Origin of the sequence: Chelatococcus sp. CO-6, assembly GCF_001271345.1 — a bacterium.
Lineage (GTDB): Bacteria > Pseudomonadota > Alphaproteobacteria > Rhizobiales > Beijerinckiaceae > Chelatococcus_A > Chelatococcus_A caeni.
Genome location: NZ_CP012399.1, coordinates 485,492 through 502,472, shown reverse-complemented (window position 1 = coordinate 502,472; position 16,981 = coordinate 485,492). Strand labels below are relative to the sequence as shown.

The following is a 16,981-nucleotide window of genomic DNA, read 5'->3' as shown; positions in this document are numbered from 1 at the left end:
CGCCGGCGACAGGCGGCCGGACCGCTGGAACCATTCCGCCATCCTCGCTGTTCGCCGGGTTCCCCCGAAAGGAGATGAGCGATGGCGGCGATGACGGGAGTGATCAGGGTCTGCCAGGAAGGCCGCTTCAGGCTCTACATGGCCGACGGCCGCTCCGAACTCTTCATCCTGTCGCGGCGCGCACCGCTCGAGCCGCAGGATCTCGAGGAGCTGGCACGGCGAAAGGCGTCCGTGACCGTCCGCTGCGAGGACGCACCGGGCCGGGCCGCACGGCTCGCCGAGGATGTCACGGCGGCCGGGACGGCCCGGCGATGACGGCGAACCGGCAGACACTCGGGCGCCGCGCCGCCTCCTTCCTGCGCGACTGGTCGCTGCCGCGGCAGCTCAGGGGCGAGGACCACAGGTCGGACGCCGCGCGCAGCACCCTGTCGGAGCGCCTGCGGCCGCGGCTGGAGCACGCCGATCATGTCGGCGTCAGCGTCTGTCCCTATTGCGCCGTCGGCTGCTCGGTCCTCGTCTATGCCGAGGACGGGCGCATCACCCATGTCGAGGGCAACCCCGAGAGCCCGATCAACGCCGGCACGCTCTGCCCGAAGGGCGCGACGCTGTTCAGCCTGATGAGCAACCCCGACCGCCTGACGAAGGTGAAATACCGGGCGCCCCACTCCGATCGCTGGGAGGAGCGGCCGCTCGACTGGGCGATGGAGCGCATCGCGCAGCTCGTCAAGCGCACGCGCGACGAGACCTTCGTCGAGGCCCTGCCGGACGGCACGAAGGTCAATCACACCCTCGGCATCGCCTCGCTCGGCGGGGCGACGCTCGACAACGAGGAGAACTACCTCATCAAGAAGCTGTTCGGCGGCGGCCTCGGCATGGTCTTCATCGAGAACCAGGCGCGCGTCTGCCACGCCAATTCGGTACCGAGCCTCGCCGCCTCCTTCGGGCGCGGCGCCGCGACCATGCCCCAGTGGGACCTCGCCAATTCCGACTGCATCCTCATCATGGGCTCGAACATGGCGGAAGCGCACCCGATCGCCTTCCGCTTCGTCATGGAGGCCAAGCGCAAGGGCGCGACGGTGATGCACGTCGACCCGCGCTTCACCCGCACCTCCGCCCTCGCCGACATCCACGCGCCGATCCGCGCCGGCACGGACATCGCCTTCCTCGGCGGCATCATCCGCTACATCCTCGAGCACGACCTGATGTTCCGGGACTACGTGCTGCCCTACACGAACATCGCCACGATCATCGAGGGCGACTTCAAGGACGCCGCGGCCCTCGACGGGCTGTTTTCCGGCTGGAACCCGGACAAGAACTCCTACGACTTCGACAGCTGGCAGTACGAGGGCGTCGTCGTCCCCTCCGCGCTGGCCGAGCACTATCTCGACACGGCCGAATCCTTCTCGGAGCTGACCGGCCGGCTGCACGAGCGACCGCCGCCGCAGGACCCGACGCTCGAACATCCGAACTGCGTCTACCAGATCCTGAAGCGCCATTACGCCCCCTACACGCCCGAGATGGTGGAGCGGGTGACCGGCTGCCCGCAGGAGACCTTCCTCAAGGTGGCCGAGGCCCTGACACGCAATTGCGGCCGCGAGCGGACGGGGGCGATCTGCTATGCGGTGGGCTGGAACCATCACAGCATCGGCGTGCAGATGATCCGCGCCGCGGCCATCGTGCAGGCGCTTCTCGGCAACATCGGCCGGCCCGGCGGCGGCATCCTGGCGCTGCGCGGCCATTGCAGCATTCAGGGCTCGACGGACATCCCGACGCTCTACAACATGCTGCCGAGCTACCTGCCGCAGCCCAACGCCTTCAAGCCGCAGGCCCGCGACTTCGACAGCTTCCTCGACGACGAGACCATCCCGACCGGCTGGTGGTACAACTTCCCCAAATACATGACGAGCCTGCTGCGCGCCTGGTACGGCGAGGCCGCGGGCCCGCACAACGGCTGGGGCTATCACTGGCTGCCGAAGATCGTCGGCGACCATTCGCAGCTCGCGCTGACGCTGGCCATGGACGATCGCATGATCCGCGGCCTCTTCCTGCTCGGCCAGAACGTCGTCATGGGCGGCAGCAACTCGAAGCTTATCCAGCGCGGGCTCGGCAAGCTCGACTGGCTCGTCGTGCGCGACACCGACATGGTGGAATCCGCCACCTTCTGGCAGAACGGCCATGCGGTGCGCGACGGCGAGATCCGTCCGGAGGAGATCGGCACCGAGATCTTCGTGATGCCGGCGGAGCTCGCCGGCGAGAAGGAAGGCAGCTTCACCAACACCCACCGCCTGGTGCAGTGGCACGACAAGGTGGTGGACGGGCCGGGCGACAGCCGCTCCGAGCTCTGGTTCCTCTATCATCTCGGCCGCCGGCTGAAGGCGCTCTATGCCGACAGCACGGCCGAGCGGGACGCGCCGATCCGCAACCTGACCTTCGACTACCGCACAAAGGGGCCGCGCGACGATGTCGAGGCCGAGGACGTCCTGCGCGAGATCAACGGCTACACGTTTCCCGACAGGCGCCAGTTGAAGAACCTCGGCGAGATCGCGGCCGATGGCTCCACCGCCTGCGGCAGCTGGCTCTATTGCGGCTGCTTTCCCGAAGAGAGCCACAACCAGACGCGCATGCGCGAGGCCGACGGCCCGGACGGGCCGGGCACCCATCGCGGCTGGGCCTTCTCCTGGCCGGACAACCGCCGCGTGCTCTACAACCGCGCCTCCGCCGATCCCGAGGGCCGTCCCTGGTCGGAGCGCAAGCGCCTCGTCTGGTGGGACGAGGCGAAGGGCGCCTGGCAGAGCCACGACGGCATCGACTTCGAGCCCGACAAGCGGCCGGACTACCGGCCGGACTGGTCGAAGAAGCCCGAGGGCATGGACGCGCTGCGCGGGGACGAACCCTTCATCATGATGCCGGACGGCCGCGGCGCCCTGTTCACCGCGTCCGGGCTGAAGGACGGGCCGCTGCCGGCCCACTACGAGCCCGTCGAGAGCCCGGTTCACAACCCGATGTACCGCCAGCAGGCGAGCCCGGTGGCGAAGCGCTGGCGCCGGCCGGGCAATCCGCTCCACCCGGTCGCCGACCCGCGCCACCCGCACGTCCTCACCACCTACCGGCTCACCGAGCACCATTGCGGCGGCACCCCGACGCGCGGCGTGCCGCACACGGCGGAGCTGCAGCCCGAAGGCTTCGCCGAGATCCCGCCCGAGCTCGCCGAGGAACTGGGCATCCGCCAGCTCGACTGGATCGTGCTGGCGACGGCACGCGGCGAGATCGAGACGCGCGCCATGATCACGCGCCGGCTGCGTCCGTTCCGCATCGACGGGCATACCGTCCACCAGATCGGCCTGCCGTGGCACTTCGGCTGGGAGGGCTATGCCACCGGCGACATCGCCAATGTGCTGACGGCCGTGGTCGGCGACGGCAACACCAGCATGCACGAGAACAAGGCGCTGACCTGTGCGCTGCGCAAGGGGCGGCTCACGCGAAGCCTGGCGCGGCGCCCTGAACGGAACGGCCGGAGAGGGGAGCCATGGACCAGCAGCTGACGCCCTATACGACCGAGGCCGAGCGCACCGCCGGCGTCCGCATCGAGCCGGGCAAGCGCTACGGCTTCTTCACGGACACCACCGTGTGCATCGGCTGCAAGGCCTGCGAGGTCGCCTGCAAGGAGTGGAACCAGCTGCCGGCGGAGGACATGTCGCTCACCGGCATGAGCTACGACAATACCGGCGCGCTCTCCGCCACCACCTGGCGTCACGTCGCCTTCATCGAGCAGGTCCGGCCGGCGCAGGACCACGAGCGGGATGCCGACGTGCCCAGCCGATGGCTGATGATGAGCGACGTCTGCAAGCACTGCGCCAACGCCCCCTGCCTCGACGCCTGCCCGACGGGGGCCATCTTCCGCACCGAGTTCGACACCGTCGTGGTTCAGCAGGACATCTGCAACGGCTGCGGCTATTGCGTGCCCGCCTGCCCCTTCGGCGTCGTCGCCATCGACGACTGCGACGGCAAGGCCCACAAGTGCACGCTCTGCTACGACCGGCTCAAGGGCGGCCTCGAGCCCGCCTGCGCCAAGGTGTGCCCCACGGATTCCATCCGCTTCGGCGAATTGTCCGAGCTCGACGCCGCCGCCCGCGACCGGGTGGAGGAACTCAAGGCGCAAGGCGTCGAGGAAGCCTATCTCTACGGCACGCCCGACGCGCCGGGCGCGACCGGCGGCCTCGGCCGGCTCAACGCCTTCTTCCTCCTCGTCGACCGCCCGGAGGTCTACAACCTGCCGTCCGCCCCGACCCGCCCGTCCCAGCGCATCGGGGCCGCGCTCGGGGCCGGCCTCGTCGCCTTCGCCGGGCTCGCCGCCGCCGCCGTGACGCTGCTCGCCGGCACGCGCAACGGAGGCGGACGATGAAGGCGGTTACGATGCGCCCTCGCCAGGCGGCCGTCGGGCAGCCGTCGCTTCCCGCCCGGCACGGCCGCTACCGCGGCGAGACCTATTACGACCGGCCGGCGCTGAAGGCGGCGCATTGGGACTGGACGGTCAGCAGCTACATCTTCCTCACCGGCCTTGCCGGCGCCGCCCAGGCCATCGCCGCCATCGGCCAGGCGCTGGACAGGCAGCGCTATCACGGCGTCCTGCGCAACGCGCGCTTCCTGTCGAGCATCGGGTCCGCCGTCGGGGCGGGGCTCCTCATCGCGGACCTCAAGACGCCGAAGCGCTTCTACAACATGCTGCGCATCCTGCGCCCCACCTCGCCCATGTCCTTCGGCAGCTACATCTTCGGTGCCTTCGGCGGCCTGAGCTGGCTGTCCGCCCTAGGCGAGCTGCGGTCCGGCCGGGGACGCCTCGCGCGTCTGGTGCGCCGCTCCGCCGATGTCGCTCAAGTCGGGGCCGGCCTCACCGGCGCCGGCGCCAGCACCTATACCGCCGCGCTGATGGCCTCGACGAGCACGCCCTTCTGGGCCGCGGCACCGCGCTGGCTGGGGCTGCAGTTCGCGACCTCCGCCGTCGCCTCGGCCGCCGCGACCCTCTCGCTGGCCGAGCGCTGGGGCGGGCGGACCGACAACAGCCGGCGGCTCGACCGGCTCGCGGCGCTCGCCACGGCGGCCCACCTCGTCGCCAGCCTCGGCGCCCGGCGTCAGCGGCACGACAAGGGGCTCGACGAGGTCAGCGAGAGCCCGCAGGGACGCCGGCTCGAACTGGGCGATCTCGTCATCGGCGGGGCCGTACCGCTCGCCGCCTATGCGCTGCACCGGCTGACGCGCGAAAGAGCCCCCGCCCTGTCGGTGGTCGGCTCGCTCGCCGTCATCGCCGGCGGCTTCCTGCTCAGGCACGGCACCATGAATGCCGGCCACGCGAGCGCGCGCAAGCCGCGGGCCTATTTCCGCTTCGCGCAACCGGAGAACCTGCCGCGCGACCGTTCCGTCATTCGCCTGGGGCCGCCGCGATGAGGATCATGGACGACGAGGCGCTGAACGAGGCGCAGGAGACGCTGGCGGCGCTCGATGCGCTGGTGACCGGCGGCCCGGAGACGCCGCACGAGGAGATTGCCGAGGCCATGCGCCGTCTCGCCGGCCTGCGCAACCGCATCATCGAGAAGGCGCGCGAGGGCAAGGCGACACCGGACTGTCGCGACAGGGCCAATGCCCTGATGAGCCTCGCCTATGGCGCGGAATTCCCGCTGATCGGCTTTCACCACCATCGCATCGTGCAGACGCGCGATGGCCTGCGGGCCCTCGTCGCCGAATGCGACGCTCAGGTGATGAAGGCGAAGCCGACGTAGATCGCACCAGCCATGAACAGCGTGGCGAGGATCGCGAGAAGGCCGTCGCGCGCCACGAGCGCCAGCCCGAACAGGGCAATCGCCGTCGCGGTCAGCGAATTGCTCAAGGGCACGATCTCGAGCGGCGGCATGAGGAGCGCGAGCAACAGGCACAGCAGCCCGATGAGATAGGCGAAGGGGCCTTCCGTCAGGAAGCTGAGACGGGGCCCCACCAGGCGGTCGATCATCCGGGCCGGGCGCGCCAGCCAGGTCGCGGCCTTGTCGAGCCGCTCGCGCGGCACCGAGCGGCAGCGCAGGAAGCGCGGCAGCCAGAAGTGCTTGCGGCCGAGCAGCATCTGGGCGGCGATCAGCGCGATGATGGCGGCGCCGATGGTCGGCAGCCCCGGAATGCCGCTGAGCGGCGTGATGATGATGATGGCCGGCGCCAGCAGCAGCGCCCCGAACGACCGCGGCCCGATCGACTGCAGAACGTCGTCGACGGAAACGGTCTCCTCTTCCCCCGCGTTGCGGATGCGGTCGAGAACCTGCTGCAGGTTCTGCACCGCCGGCGGCCCCGCGACCTGCTGGCTCGTCATCCTCGCTCCTCGCTATTGCGTCCTGGAGGAACGCCCGGCCCGGCGAAACGATCCATGCCGCATGCCGGACGCCATCCGCCGCGACCTCGACCGGCGGGCGCGAAAGAGGTAGAGACGCAGCATGGCCACCGTCCTGCGCACGCCCCAGTCCTTCCGCGAACGCGTCGGTGCCCTGCGCCACCTGCCGGCCTTCATCCGCCTCGTCTGGGCCGCGAGCCCGGCGCTGACCTCGGCGAGCATCGCCCTGCGCCTCGCGCGCGCCGTCGTGCCGGTGCTGATGCTCTATATCGGCAAGCTCATCATCGATGCCGTCGTCGCCGAGGCGCGCGTACCCCATCCCGACTGGTCGCTCGGCGACTGGATCGGGAGCGGCCGGCTCGCGTATGTCGGCACGCTCGTGGCGCTGGAGCTTTGCCTCGCGATCGTGGCGGATGTCTCCGGCCGCCTCAGCTCGCTCGTCGACAGCCTCCTCGCCGAGACCTACAGCAACTTCGCCAGCATCCGCCTGATGGAGAAGGCGGCCTCGCTCGACCTCGAGCAGTTCGAGAGCAGCGAGCAGCAGGACCGGCTCGACCGCGCCCGACGCCAGGTCACGGGTCGCACCAGCCTGCTCGGCCTCGTCTTCGGCCAGATTCAGGACATCCTCGGCGCCGTCACGCTGATGATCGCGCTCGCCGCCTACTGGCCCTCGCTGATCCTGCTGATGCTCGTCGCGCTGCTGCCGTCGCTGCTCGGCGAATTGAAGTTCAACGCGCTCGGCTACCGCCTCGACTATTTCCGCACGCCCGAGCGGCGGCAGCTCGACTACGTGCGCTATCTCGGCTCCAGCATCGAGACCGCCAAGGAGGTCAAGCTCTTCGGCCTCCAGCGCTTCCTCATCGAGCGTTTCCGCCGCTTCGCCGAGACCATGTACCGCGACAACCGGCGCCTCGCCACCCGCCGGGCCTTCTGGGGCGGTCTGTTCGCCGCCTTCGGCACCCTCGCCTATTACGTCGCCTATGCCGCCGTCATCTGGCGCACCATGGCGGGCGACTTCAGCGTCGGCGACATGACGTTCCTCGTCGGCTCCTTCCTGCGGCTCAAGGGCCTGCTCGACGGGCTGCTGCTCGGCTTCTCGCAGGTGGCGGGCCAGGCGCTCTATCTCGAGGACCTGTTCTCCTTCTTCGAGATCGCACCGCGCGTCGTCTCGCCGCCCGATCCGGTGCCCGTCCGGCAGCCGATCCGCTCCGGCTTCGTCTTCGAGGACGTCGGCTTCCGCTACGAGGGCGCGCAGCAATGGGCCATCCGGCATCTCGACCTCGAGATTCCGGCCGGGGAAGTGCTGGCCCTCGTCGGCGCCAACGGCGCGGGCAAGACGACGCTCGTCAAGCTCCTCGCGCGGCTCTACGATCCGACGGAGGGCCGCATCCTGCTCGACGGCCGTGACCTGCGCGACTACGACCTCGACATGCTGCGCAGCCGCGTCGGCGTCGTCTTCCAGGATTTCGTGCGCTTCCACTTCACGGCGTCAGAGAACATCGCCATCGGCGACATCGGCGCGGCGGGCGACCACGAGCGGATCGCCGAGGCGGCGGACCGCAGCCTCGCCGGCGCGATCATCGCCCGGCTGCCGCTCGGCTTCGAGCAGCCGCTCGGCCGGCGTTTCGGCGGCGGCGTCGACCTCTCGGGCGGGGAATGGCAGAAGATCGCCATCGCGCGCGCCTATATGCGCGACGCCGAGGTGCTCATCCTCGACGAGCCGACCTCGGCGCTCGACGCCCATGCCGAATACGAGGTGTTCCAGCGCTTCCGTGACCTGAGCGCGGGCAAGACGACGCTGCTCATCTCTCACCGCTTCTCCACCGTGCGCATGGCCGACCGCATCATCGTGCTCGAAGGCGGCCGCATCCTGGAGGCCGGCACGCATCAGGCGCTCGTCGCCCGCGGCGGCCGCTATGCGCAGATGTTCGAGCTGCAGGCCGCCGGCTACCGCTGACGGCCGCCGCCTTGCGGACTCAGCGCTTGCGCAGCACCGCCTTCGCGTCCTCCACCAGCTTCTCGGCCGCCTCGGCGACGGTCAGCTTGCCGTAGGCGAGCTGGTCCGCAACCGGGCGGAAGACGTTGCGGTCGTATTCGTTGGCGCCGATCGGCGCGGGCGGCGGATAGTCCATCACCCGGTCCTCGAGCATGTTGACATAGGCGACCGTCGCCTGCTCGGTCGGGTTGAGATTGGGCAGGATCGCCTCGCGCACCTTCGGCGACATGGGCACGCCACGCTCGACGCCGAGGATCTTGCCCGCCTCGATGTCGTTGACGAAGAAGCTGATGAACTCGGCCGCCGCCTCCGGGTTCTTGCAGCTCGCGCCGATGCTCCAGATGAGCGCCGGGCGATAGAAGTGGCCGGACGGAGCCCCCTTGCCCGCCTGCGGCACCATGGCGATGCCGAGCTTGTTCTTGATCAGCAGCTGATAGCCGACGAGCTGGTTGGAATAGGTGAAGCCGATGGCCGACTTGCCGAGCGCGAGGCAGTTGTTCTGGATGGAATTGTCGTCGACGGAGGCGACGTCGGCCGGCACGATGACCTTCTTCTCGCGCAGGCCCTGCCAGTAGGTATAGAACTCCTTGATGTCGTCGACGGTGAAGCCGATGCCGCCATCCTCCGAGAAGGTCGTCTTGCCACGCTGGCCGAGCCATACCTGGAAGACGTAGTGATAGCGGCTGCCGTCCGGCGAGGCCCAGTATTCGCCCGGGCGGCCGACGGCCTTGTTCAGCTCCGTCACGAGCCGGGCATAGTCATCCCAGGTCGTGTCCGGCGTCGGCGCCGGCAGGCCGGCCTTCTCGAACATTGCCGTATCGTAGAACATCGAGAAGGAATTGAGGCCGAGCGCGACGCCGTAGAGATTGTCGTAGACGCGCCCGAGATCGACCATGCGCTGGCCGAAGCCCTCGATGTCGAGGGGCTTGGGCAGGAATTTCGTGAGGTCGAGGCAGGCGCCGCGCCCCGAATAGTCCGGCAGCGTGTTGGGCTCGAGCTGGAATACATCCGGAATGTTGCGGCCGGCCATCTGGGTGGCGAGCTTCGGCCAGTAGGCGTCGCCGCCGACGGGCTCGCCGATGACCGAGATGCCCGGATGGGTCTTCGAGAAGAGCTCGGCCACGGCGAGCGTGCGCTGGGCCCGGTCCTGCGAGCCCCACCACGTCGCGCGCAGCCGGACCGTCTGCTGCGCCTGCGCGGGGCCGCCGGCGAGCGCCGGCAGCGCGGTCGCGGCACCCGCGGCGAGGGACGATTTCAGAAAGCTCCGCCGATCCAAGCGCATCATTTCCTCCTCCGGGTTATGACGGCCGACGCCGGACAATGCTCGCCGGTCCGCAATTTTGCAGAAGGATATGCAAACAGGAAAATGAGCGCAAATGTTTTCTTGTATTGCAAATTTGCATTAACTCACGCAAACATGAGCCCATGACCGACGCCGCATCCATATCAGCAAGACGCCCCCGCCAGGCGGACATCGCCGACCGGGCGGGCGTTTCCATCAGCACGGTCTCGCGCGTGCTGGCCAACGAGCCGGGCATCAGCGACAGCGTGCGTCGCCACGTGCTCGAGGTGGCGGAAGAGATCGGCTATCTCGCGCGCCGGCAGGCCTCCGGCCCCGGTCATCAGCTCGTCGCCCTGGTCCATGCCGTGCAGGCGACGGCCGACCTCAGCTCCTTCTACGACGGCGTGCTCAGGGGGCTCCGTGAAGCCGCCGAGGACGCCGGCATGCCGCTCGCGGTGCGCCTCACCTATGCCGACGCCATCACGCGGGAGGAGCTCGAACGCCACCTCGCCGAGGAGGGGGCGGGCGGGCTCTTTCTCGTGGGTGTCGACGCGCCGGAGGCGACCGGCCGCTGGCTGCGCGAAGCGGGGATCCCCGTCGTCCTCGTCAATGGCGCCGATCCGGGCCTCCAGTTCGATTGCGTCTCTCCGTCGAACTTCTACGGGGCGCGGCAGGCGACCGAGATCCTGCTCGCGGCCGGCCACCGGCGCCTCGCCTATCTGACGCGCAGCGTCCGGCCGACCCTGCGCGAGCGCATCCGCGGCTTCGAGGCGGCCATCGCGGCGACGCCCGGCGCGCGCGGCACGGTCGTGGAGCTGAAGCAGGGCGAGACCGGGCTGCAGGAGGGCATCAACACGATGAAGGCCCTCATCGCGGAGGGGACGGACGTCACGGCCGTGCTGTGCCTCAACGACCTCATCGCCGTCGGAGCCATGGAGGCGGCCCAGCGCGCCGGCCGCCGGGTGCCCGACGACATCTCCTTCATGGGCTTCGACGGCCTGCCCTGCGCGGCCATGGCGAGCCCGCGGCTCGCCACCATGGACGTGCCGCGCGAAAAGCTCGGCCGCGAGGCCCTGGCGCTGATGCAGGCGCGCCTCGCCTCCCCGCACGAGCCGGCGCGGCAGGTGCTGCTCGCGGTCCGGCCGCAGGCCGGCGGCAGCGTCGCCCCGCCGGGATCGTAAGGAAGCGGCGGCCCGGCCGGGCCGCGTCAGAGCCCATGAGATCAGCGTCCACCACCAGCGATCCGCCCAGACAAGGCGAGCCCCCGATGCCCATCGATCCCTCGCGCAGCAACCCCTTCGCCGGCAACCCGCTGCGGACCCGCGCCGATGTCGTCAAGGCGCTCGACGACAGCTTCGCGCCGCTGTTGCCCTATTTCGACCCGGGCGGCGGCGCGCGCGTACGCCTCGACGCCGCGGCGGCGCATTTCGACCGTGCCGCGGCCGATTTCGAGGGCTTCGCCCGGCCGCTCTGGGGGCTCCTGCCGCTCGCGAAAGGCGGCGAGCCCTTCGCCTATTGGGCCATGTACCGCGACGGCCTCGCGAACGGGCTCGACCCGGAGCATCCCGGCTTCATCGGCCAGGCCGGCCCGCGCGACCAGCGGCTCGTCGAGCTCGCGGTGATCGGGCTGGCGCTGCGCCTCTGCCCCGACATCTTCTGGGAGCCGCTCGACGCCCGCGCGCGCAAAAATGTCGCGAACTATCTCCTCGAGGCCCGCCGCCACGACTATGCCGACAACAACTGGCGCTTCTTCCGCGTCCTCGTCGACATGGGGCTGAAGCACGTCGGCGTCGCCTTCGACGAGAGCCTGACGGAGGCCTATCTCGACGAGATCGACGGCTGGTATCTCGGCGACGGCTGGTATCGCGACGGCAATGTGCGCCGTATCGACCACTACATCCCCTTCGCCATGCATTTCTACGGCCTCATCTATGCGGCGCTCGCCGCGCCGGGCGATCCGCGCGCCGCGCGTTTCCGCGAGCGGGCGCGGCTGTTCGCGCAGGACATCCGCCACTGGTTCGATGATGCGGGCGGCGCCCTCGCCTTCGGCCGCAGCCTCACCTATCGCTACGCCATGGCCGGCTTCTGGGGGGCGCTCGCCTTCGCCGACGAGGAGGCGCTGCCCTGGGGCGTGGTGAAGGGCCATTACCTCAGGCACCTGCGCTGGTGGGCAGACAAGCCCATCGCGCATCGCGACGGCGTGCTCTCCGTCGGCTACGGCTATCCCAATCTCCTCATGTCGGAAAACTACAATTCCGCCGGCTCGCCCTATTGGGCCTTCAAGGCCTTCCTGCCGCTGGCGCTGCCCGAGAGCCACCCTTTCTGGCAGGCCCGGGAAGAGCCGGCCGAGCCGGCGTCGGAGCCGGTCCCCCTCCGGCATCCGGGCATGGTGATGACGCAGAGCCCCGGCAACCTGGTGGCGCTCTCCTGCGGGCAGGAGAACCTCGCCATGCGCTTCGGCTCCGAGAAATACGCCAAGTTCGTCTATTCGAGCCGCTACGGCTTCAGTGTCGAAAGCGACGAGCGCAACTTCGGCCTCGCCGCGCTCGACGGCATGCTCGCCTTCAGCGACGACGGCCTGCACTTCCGCGTGCGCGAGGGCAACGAGGAGGCGCAAATCGCCGGGGACAGCCTCTTCGCGCGCTGGCGGCCCTTTCCCGACGTCCTGGTCGACACCTGGCTGGTACCGGCTGGCCTGTGGCACATACGCCTCCACCGGATCGTGACGCCGCGGCCGCTCCTGACCGCCGAAGGCGGCTTTGCCATCGCCCGGGCCGACGGCGCCGCGGACAGGATCGAGGAGGCGGACGGCCGAGCCTGCGTCACGAGCGCCACGGACTTCAGCGGCATCGCCGACCTCGGCTCCACGGTGACGCGGCGCGGCATCGCCAGCAAGGTCGCGCCGAACACCAACCTCATCGTCGCCAAGACCACGGTGCCGCAGCTGCGGGCCACTGTTCCCGCGGGCGAGAGCCTTCTCGTCACGGCGGCGCTCGCGAGCCCGGACCGCGCGACGGCCCGGGCGGCGTGGGCGAGCCCGCCGCCGGCGCCGGAGCTGCCGACCCTGGAGCGATTGTTCGCCACCAGGGGCGAGCGTGTCAGCGCCATCATGATCAAGGAGGCGCCACGATGAAGCCCGGCATCGCCTTCGCCATGGATCCGGCCCGCACCGGCCATGTGCTGCCGCCGGATCTCCTGGCACGCCTTGCAACGCTCGGGCACATCGTCGATCCCGTGCCGCTGGAGCGCTTCGACGACGCGCGCGCCCGTTCCGTCCTAGCCGCCACCGAGATCCTCGTGACGGGCTGGGGCTGCCCGACCATCGACGCGGCGGTGCTCGGCCTCGCTCCGCACCTTCGGCTGGTCGCCCATGCGGCGGGGACGGTGAAGCATTTCATCGGCGAGGAGGTCTATGCCGCCGGCATCCGCGTCACCCACGCGGCGGAGGCCAATGCGGTGCCGGTGGCCGAGTTCACGCTGGCGGCCATCCTCTTCGCGGCCAAGCAGGTCTTCCGCTTCCACCGGCTCTACCGCGAGGATCGCCACCGCGGGCGCATCGACGCGCTCAAGGGCGAGCCGATCGGCAATTACCGCAAGACGGTCGGCATCGTCGGCGCCTCGCGCATCGGCCGGCGGGTCGTCGCCCTGCTGCAGCCCTTCGGCTTCACCGTGCTGCTCTACGACCCGCATGTCGATGCGGCGGAAGCCGCGCTTCTCGGCGTCGAAGCCGTGCCCCTCGGGCAACTGATGGCGCGTTCCGACGTCGTCTCGCTGCACGCGCCGGCCCTGCCCGCGACGCGGCACATGATCTCGGGGCCGATGCTGGCACGCCTGAGCGACGGCGCGACCCTCATCAACACGGCGCGCGGCATCATCGTCGACGAGGAGGCGCTGATCGCCGAGCTGCGCACCGGCCGCATCAGCGCCATCATCGACGTGACGGAGCCGGAGGTGCCGCCGCCCACGTCGCCGCTCTACGACCTGCCGAACGTGTTCCTGACGCCGCATATCGCCGGCGCCGTCGGCACCGAGCGCACCCGGCTCGGCGAGATGGCGGTGGACGAGATCGCCCGTTTCCGCGCCGGCGAGCCGCTGCTCTACGAGGTCCATCCGGCCCTGCTCGAGCGGCTCGCATGATCCCGCTCGCGCCGGCCCTCTGCTCCGTCACCTTCCGGCAGCTGCCACCGGAGGAGATCGTGGCGCTCGCCCGGCAGGCGGGGCTCGCCGCCATCGAATGGGGCGGCGACGTGCACGTGCCCGCCGGCGATGTCGCCATGGCGCGGCACGTGCGCCGCATCACCGAGGAAGCGGGCCTCTTGCCCGCCTCCTACGGCTCCTATCTCTACCCGCCGGACCACGGCCTCGAAGACTTCCGCCGCGTCCTCGACACATGTCACGCACTGGGCTCGAGCAACGTGCGGATCTGGCCGGGCCGGCGCAACCGTCCCTCGGCAACCTACGACGCCGCGGAGCGCGGCGAGGCGGCCGGCCTCATCCGCGCCATGGGTGAGCTGGCGGGCGGGGCCGGCATCTCCGTCTCGCTCGAGTACCACCCGAATTCGCTCACCGACGAGACGGGCTCCGCCGCAAATCTGATGGACGCGATCGCCCACGCCAATGTCCATCTCTACTGGCAGCCGCGCCCGGGCCTGCCGCTCGACGAAGCCTGCGAGGAGATCGCCCGCATCGGTACGCGTGTCTCCCATGTCCATGTCTTCGCATGGGACGGCGCGCGCCGGCGCTATGCGCTCGCCGACCACGCGAAGTGGTGGTCGGCCGTCTTCGCGGCGCTGCCGGAAAGCCGCTTCGAGGGGGTGCGCTACGCCATGCTGGAATTCGTGCGGGACGATGCGCCGGAGGCATTCCTTGCCGATGCCGCGACTCTTCGCCACCTCCTCGACCGCGACGGGCGGGCGCCGGCGAACGCCTGACCCATCGCCCGCATCAGCGCACCGCCGCGACGATCCGCGCGAACAGATTGTGCAGGTTGTCCCGGTCGGCGATCGTCGTGGGACGCGGACTGTCGTCCGAGGTCACGGCGACGGTGAGATCGAGCCCCGGCACGATGTAGAGCATCTGCCCGCCGTAGCCCCAGGCATAGCGTATCTCCAGGCCGTCGATGTCCCTGAGGAACCAGCCGTAGCCATAGCCGTCGCCGGTGTAGCGGGAGTTGGTCCGCGCCGTCCACGACCGGTCGATCCATGCGCGCGACATGATCCGCGTACCGTCCGCGGCGAGCCCGCCGGTGCGGTAGACCTCGCCGAAGGCCAGCAGCGACCGCGGGCTCATCGCCATCTCGTTGCCGCCGAGATAGATGCCCTGCGGATCGCGCTGCCAGCCGCCGATGGCGAAATCCGCGACGGGCGCGAACCAGTCGCGCGCGAGGGCCAGCGTCGAGCGGCCGGAGACCTTCGTCAGGATGGCCGAGAGCAGGTGCGTCGAGCCGGTCGAATAGAGCATGCGCCCGCCCGGATCGTCCTCGAAGGGCTGCTCCAGCACGGCACGCACCCAGTTGCGGCTGGCGATCCAGCGGCCGTAATTGGGCCCGGACGTCGGCCTCAGCCCCGCCTGCATCGAGAGCAGGTGGCCGATCGTGATCTTCTCGATGCGCGGATCGGCACCGCCGGGAACGTCGCTTCGAAGGATCGGGGCCACGCGCTGGTCGACGCCCTGAAGCAGGCCGCGGTCGACCGCGATGCCGACGAGCGCGGAGACCACCGCCTTCGAGGCCGACTTGATGTTGGTCGTCGCGGTCAGCGAATGCCCGTCATAGGCCCGTTCCGCGACGACCTCGCCTTTCCGCGCCACGATGACCGTCTCGAGCGGTGCAAGCTGGGCCGCCTCCGCCAGGATTTCCGGAAGAGCGCCCTCGCCGGCGGGCACGGGTCGGGCCTCAGCCGGGCCGATCGCGGCAAGACCGGTGGCAACGGCCGCGCTGCCGCACAGGAAGCCGCGGCGGGACATCGGTCCGGGTTGATCTGACATTGTCGCTTCCTGGCCTTTCGTCGGCAGCCGTGCGCGTCCGATGGAGCCAGCATCGGCCCATCGGCGCAAGCTCCTTCCGTCGCGGAGCACTATGGAATCCAAAGCGCAGCAAAGCCTTACTACAACTATAAATGCCGGCCAATCAACGTAATGTGATGAACTAACCTACTGCTTTCATATTACCGTTCTGTCTAGCGCGGATTCGATACCACGCTCAGACACGGGAGAAGTGCGTTGTCAGCCGAATTCAACCAAAATTTGTCGCAGCGATACATTTTGTTACATTCTCCCAGCGACATTCAGCATGAGCAGCAACAAACGATTACGCCAACCAGCAGTCTGCGGATAAGCCTTGCCCGCGCGGCCGCGGCGGCATTTATGGCGGCAGGTCTCGTCTTGGCGCCGGTCGCCCTGCGGGCCGAAACGGGGACGGCGGCACCGGCCGGGACATCCGCCGCCCCTGCCGCATCGCCCGAGGCGAAGGGCGAGACCTACGTGCCCGAATCCGGCCAGCCGGGGAAGGATGTCGTGTGGGTGCCGACGCCACAGGCGCTCGTCGACCGCATGCTGGACATGGCGAAGGTCACGCCGGACGACTACCTGGTCGATCTCGGCTCGGGCGACGGCCGCACCGTCATCACCGCCGCCAAGCGCGGGCTCCGGGCGCACGGCATCGAATACAACCCCGACCTCGTCGCCCTCTCGCAGCGCAATGCCGCCGAGGCGGGCGTCGCCGAGCGTGCGACCTTCGAGCAGGCAGACCTGTTCGAGAGCGACTTCTCCTCGGCGCAGGTGGTCACCCTCTTCCTGCTGCCGTCGCTCAACGAAAGGCTTCGTCCCATCCTCCTCGACATGGCGCCCGGCACGCGCGTCGTCTCCAATTCCTTCGACATGGGCGACTGGCCGCCGGACGAGACCGCACAGGTGGCAGGCTGCGAGCAATGGTGCCGCGCGCTGATGTGGATCGTCCCGGCCAAGGTCGAGGGCAGCTGGAAGATCGGCGATCAGGATCTCGCCCTCACGCAGCAATACCAGAGGATCAGCGGCACCCTCGGCGGCACGCCCATCGCGGACGGGCGCCTGAACGGCCGCGAGATCACCTTCACCGCCAACGGCGTGACCTATACCGGCACCGTCGACGGCGACAGCATGTCGGGCACCACCGCCGGCGGCCAGACGTCCGACTGGACCGCAACCAGGAGCTAGGACGACCGCCCCATTCCCATCCGCTGCGGGCGGCCGGCGCCGGCCGCCCGAGACGCTTCGCCATGCCCGAGCCCGGCGCCCCTCGCCGGAGCAAGCCGTCAGATCACTGCCCGACAGCACCCTCGCCGCTGTCCGCGCCGTGGCG

14 protein-coding genes are annotated in these 16,981 nt (G+C 69.7%); 11 read left to right on the top strand and 3 right to left on the bottom strand.

From position 1 onward, the window contains the following. Window positions 1-81 precede the first annotated feature (81 nt). Genes AL346_RS22845 through AL346_RS22825 form a run of 5 tightly spaced genes read left to right on the top strand, consistent with a single transcriptional unit; the run spans window position 82 to window position 5,774 of the window. Entirely contained in the window at window positions 82-315 is a 234-nt protein-coding gene (locus AL346_RS22845; RefSeq protein WP_019400833.1) for a hypothetical protein, read from the top strand. Continuing rightward, window positions 312-3,542 (top strand): formate dehydrogenase, encoded by a 3,231-nt coding sequence (gene fdh, locus AL346_RS22840; RefSeq protein ID WP_019400832.1) that lies wholly within the window; start codon window positions 312-314, stop codon window positions 3,540-3,542. Before AL346_RS22845 ends, fdh begins: the two co-directional genes overlap by 4 nt. Beyond that, a complete protein-coding gene (locus AL346_RS22835; RefSeq protein ID WP_019400831.1) occupies window positions 3,527-4,402 on the top strand; it encodes a 4Fe-4S dicluster domain-containing protein in 876 nt (291 codons plus the stop codon). The genes fdh and AL346_RS22835 overlap by 16 nt, the downstream gene beginning before the upstream one ends. Then, the gene (gene nrfD / locus AL346_RS22830; RefSeq protein ID WP_082312694.1) at window positions 4,399-5,442 is read left to right on the top strand and encodes an NrfD/PsrC family molybdoenzyme membrane anchor subunit; all 1,044 of its coding nucleotides are present in this window, start codon (window positions 4,399-4,401) and stop codon (window positions 5,440-5,442) included. The genes AL346_RS22835 and nrfD overlap by 4 nt, the downstream gene beginning before the upstream one ends. 5 nt (window positions 5,443-5,447) lie before the next feature. Next, window positions 5,448-5,774: a hypothetical protein gene (locus AL346_RS22825; RefSeq protein ID WP_019400829.1), complete on the top strand. Its 327-nt coding sequence runs from the start codon at window positions 5,448-5,450 to the stop codon at window positions 5,772-5,774. On the opposite strand, the gene AL346_RS22820 is transcribed toward AL346_RS22825, so the two are convergent. Continuing rightward, window positions 5,747-6,349 carry an exopolysaccharide biosynthesis protein gene (locus tag AL346_RS22820; RefSeq protein ID WP_019400828.1) on the bottom strand — a complete coding sequence of 201 codons (603 nt, stop codon included), beginning with the start codon at window positions 6,347-6,349 and terminating at the stop codon, window positions 5,747-5,749. The two genes, AL346_RS22825 and AL346_RS22820, sit on opposite strands and share 28 nt — an antisense overlap. A gap of 121 nt (window positions 6,350-6,470) precedes the next feature. Between AL346_RS22820 and AL346_RS22815 the strand changes: the two genes are divergently transcribed. Then, window positions 6,471-8,324 carry an ABC transporter ATP-binding protein gene (locus tag AL346_RS22815; RefSeq protein WP_019400827.1) on the top strand — a complete coding sequence of 618 codons (1,854 nt, stop codon included), beginning with the start codon at window positions 6,471-6,473 and terminating at the stop codon, window positions 8,322-8,324. 19 nt (window positions 8,325-8,343) lie between these two features. On the opposite strand, the gene AL346_RS22810 is transcribed toward AL346_RS22815, so the two are convergent. Beyond that, window positions 8,344-9,645, bottom strand: coding sequence for an ABC transporter substrate-binding protein (locus tag AL346_RS22810; RefSeq protein ID WP_026014889.1), 1,302 nt, complete (start codon window positions 9,643-9,645; stop codon window positions 8,344-8,346). A 143-nt stretch (window positions 9,646-9,788) separates the two neighbouring features. On the opposite strand from AL346_RS22810, the gene AL346_RS22805 reads away from it, so the two are divergent. From AL346_RS22805 to AL346_RS22790, 4 genes are all read left to right on the top strand, one after another. Beyond that, window positions 9,789-10,826 carry a LacI family DNA-binding transcriptional regulator gene (locus AL346_RS22805; protein WP_019400825.1) on the top strand — a complete coding sequence of 346 codons (1,038 nt, stop codon included), beginning with the start codon at window positions 9,789-9,791 and terminating at the stop codon, window positions 10,824-10,826. An 86-nt stretch (window positions 10,827-10,912) separates the two neighbouring features. Continuing rightward, window positions 10,913-12,778 (top strand): DUF2264 domain-containing protein, encoded by a 1,866-nt coding sequence (locus AL346_RS22800; protein WP_053194170.1) that lies wholly within the window; start codon window positions 10,913-10,915, stop codon window positions 12,776-12,778. Then, window positions 12,775-13,782, top strand: a complete 1,008-nt coding sequence (locus AL346_RS22795) for a hydroxyacid dehydrogenase (protein WP_019404738.1) — start codon at window positions 12,775-12,777, stop codon at window positions 13,780-13,782. The genes AL346_RS22800 and AL346_RS22795 overlap by 4 nt, the downstream gene beginning before the upstream one ends. Beyond that, window positions 13,779-14,576: a sugar phosphate isomerase/epimerase gene (locus AL346_RS22790; protein WP_019404737.1), complete on the top strand. Its 798-nt coding sequence runs from the start codon at window positions 13,779-13,781 to the stop codon at window positions 14,574-14,576. Before AL346_RS22795 ends, AL346_RS22790 begins: the two co-directional genes overlap by 4 nt. Window positions 14,577-14,589: 13 nt before the next feature. Here the strand turns inward: AL346_RS22790 and AL346_RS22785 are convergent, their stop codons facing one another. After that, on the bottom strand, window positions 14,590-15,609 hold the full coding sequence (locus AL346_RS22785; protein WP_019404736.1) for a serine hydrolase: 1,020 nt from the start codon (window positions 15,607-15,609) through the stop codon (window positions 14,590-14,592). A 399-nt stretch (window positions 15,610-16,008) separates the two neighbouring features. Here AL346_RS22785 and AL346_RS22780 point away from each other — a divergent pair, with 399 nt between their 5' ends. After that, entirely contained in the window at window positions 16,009-16,836 is an 828-nt protein-coding gene (locus AL346_RS22780; protein ID WP_019404735.1) for a methyltransferase domain-containing protein, read from the top strand. The last annotated feature ends 145 nt before the right edge of the window (window positions 16,837-16,981 follow it).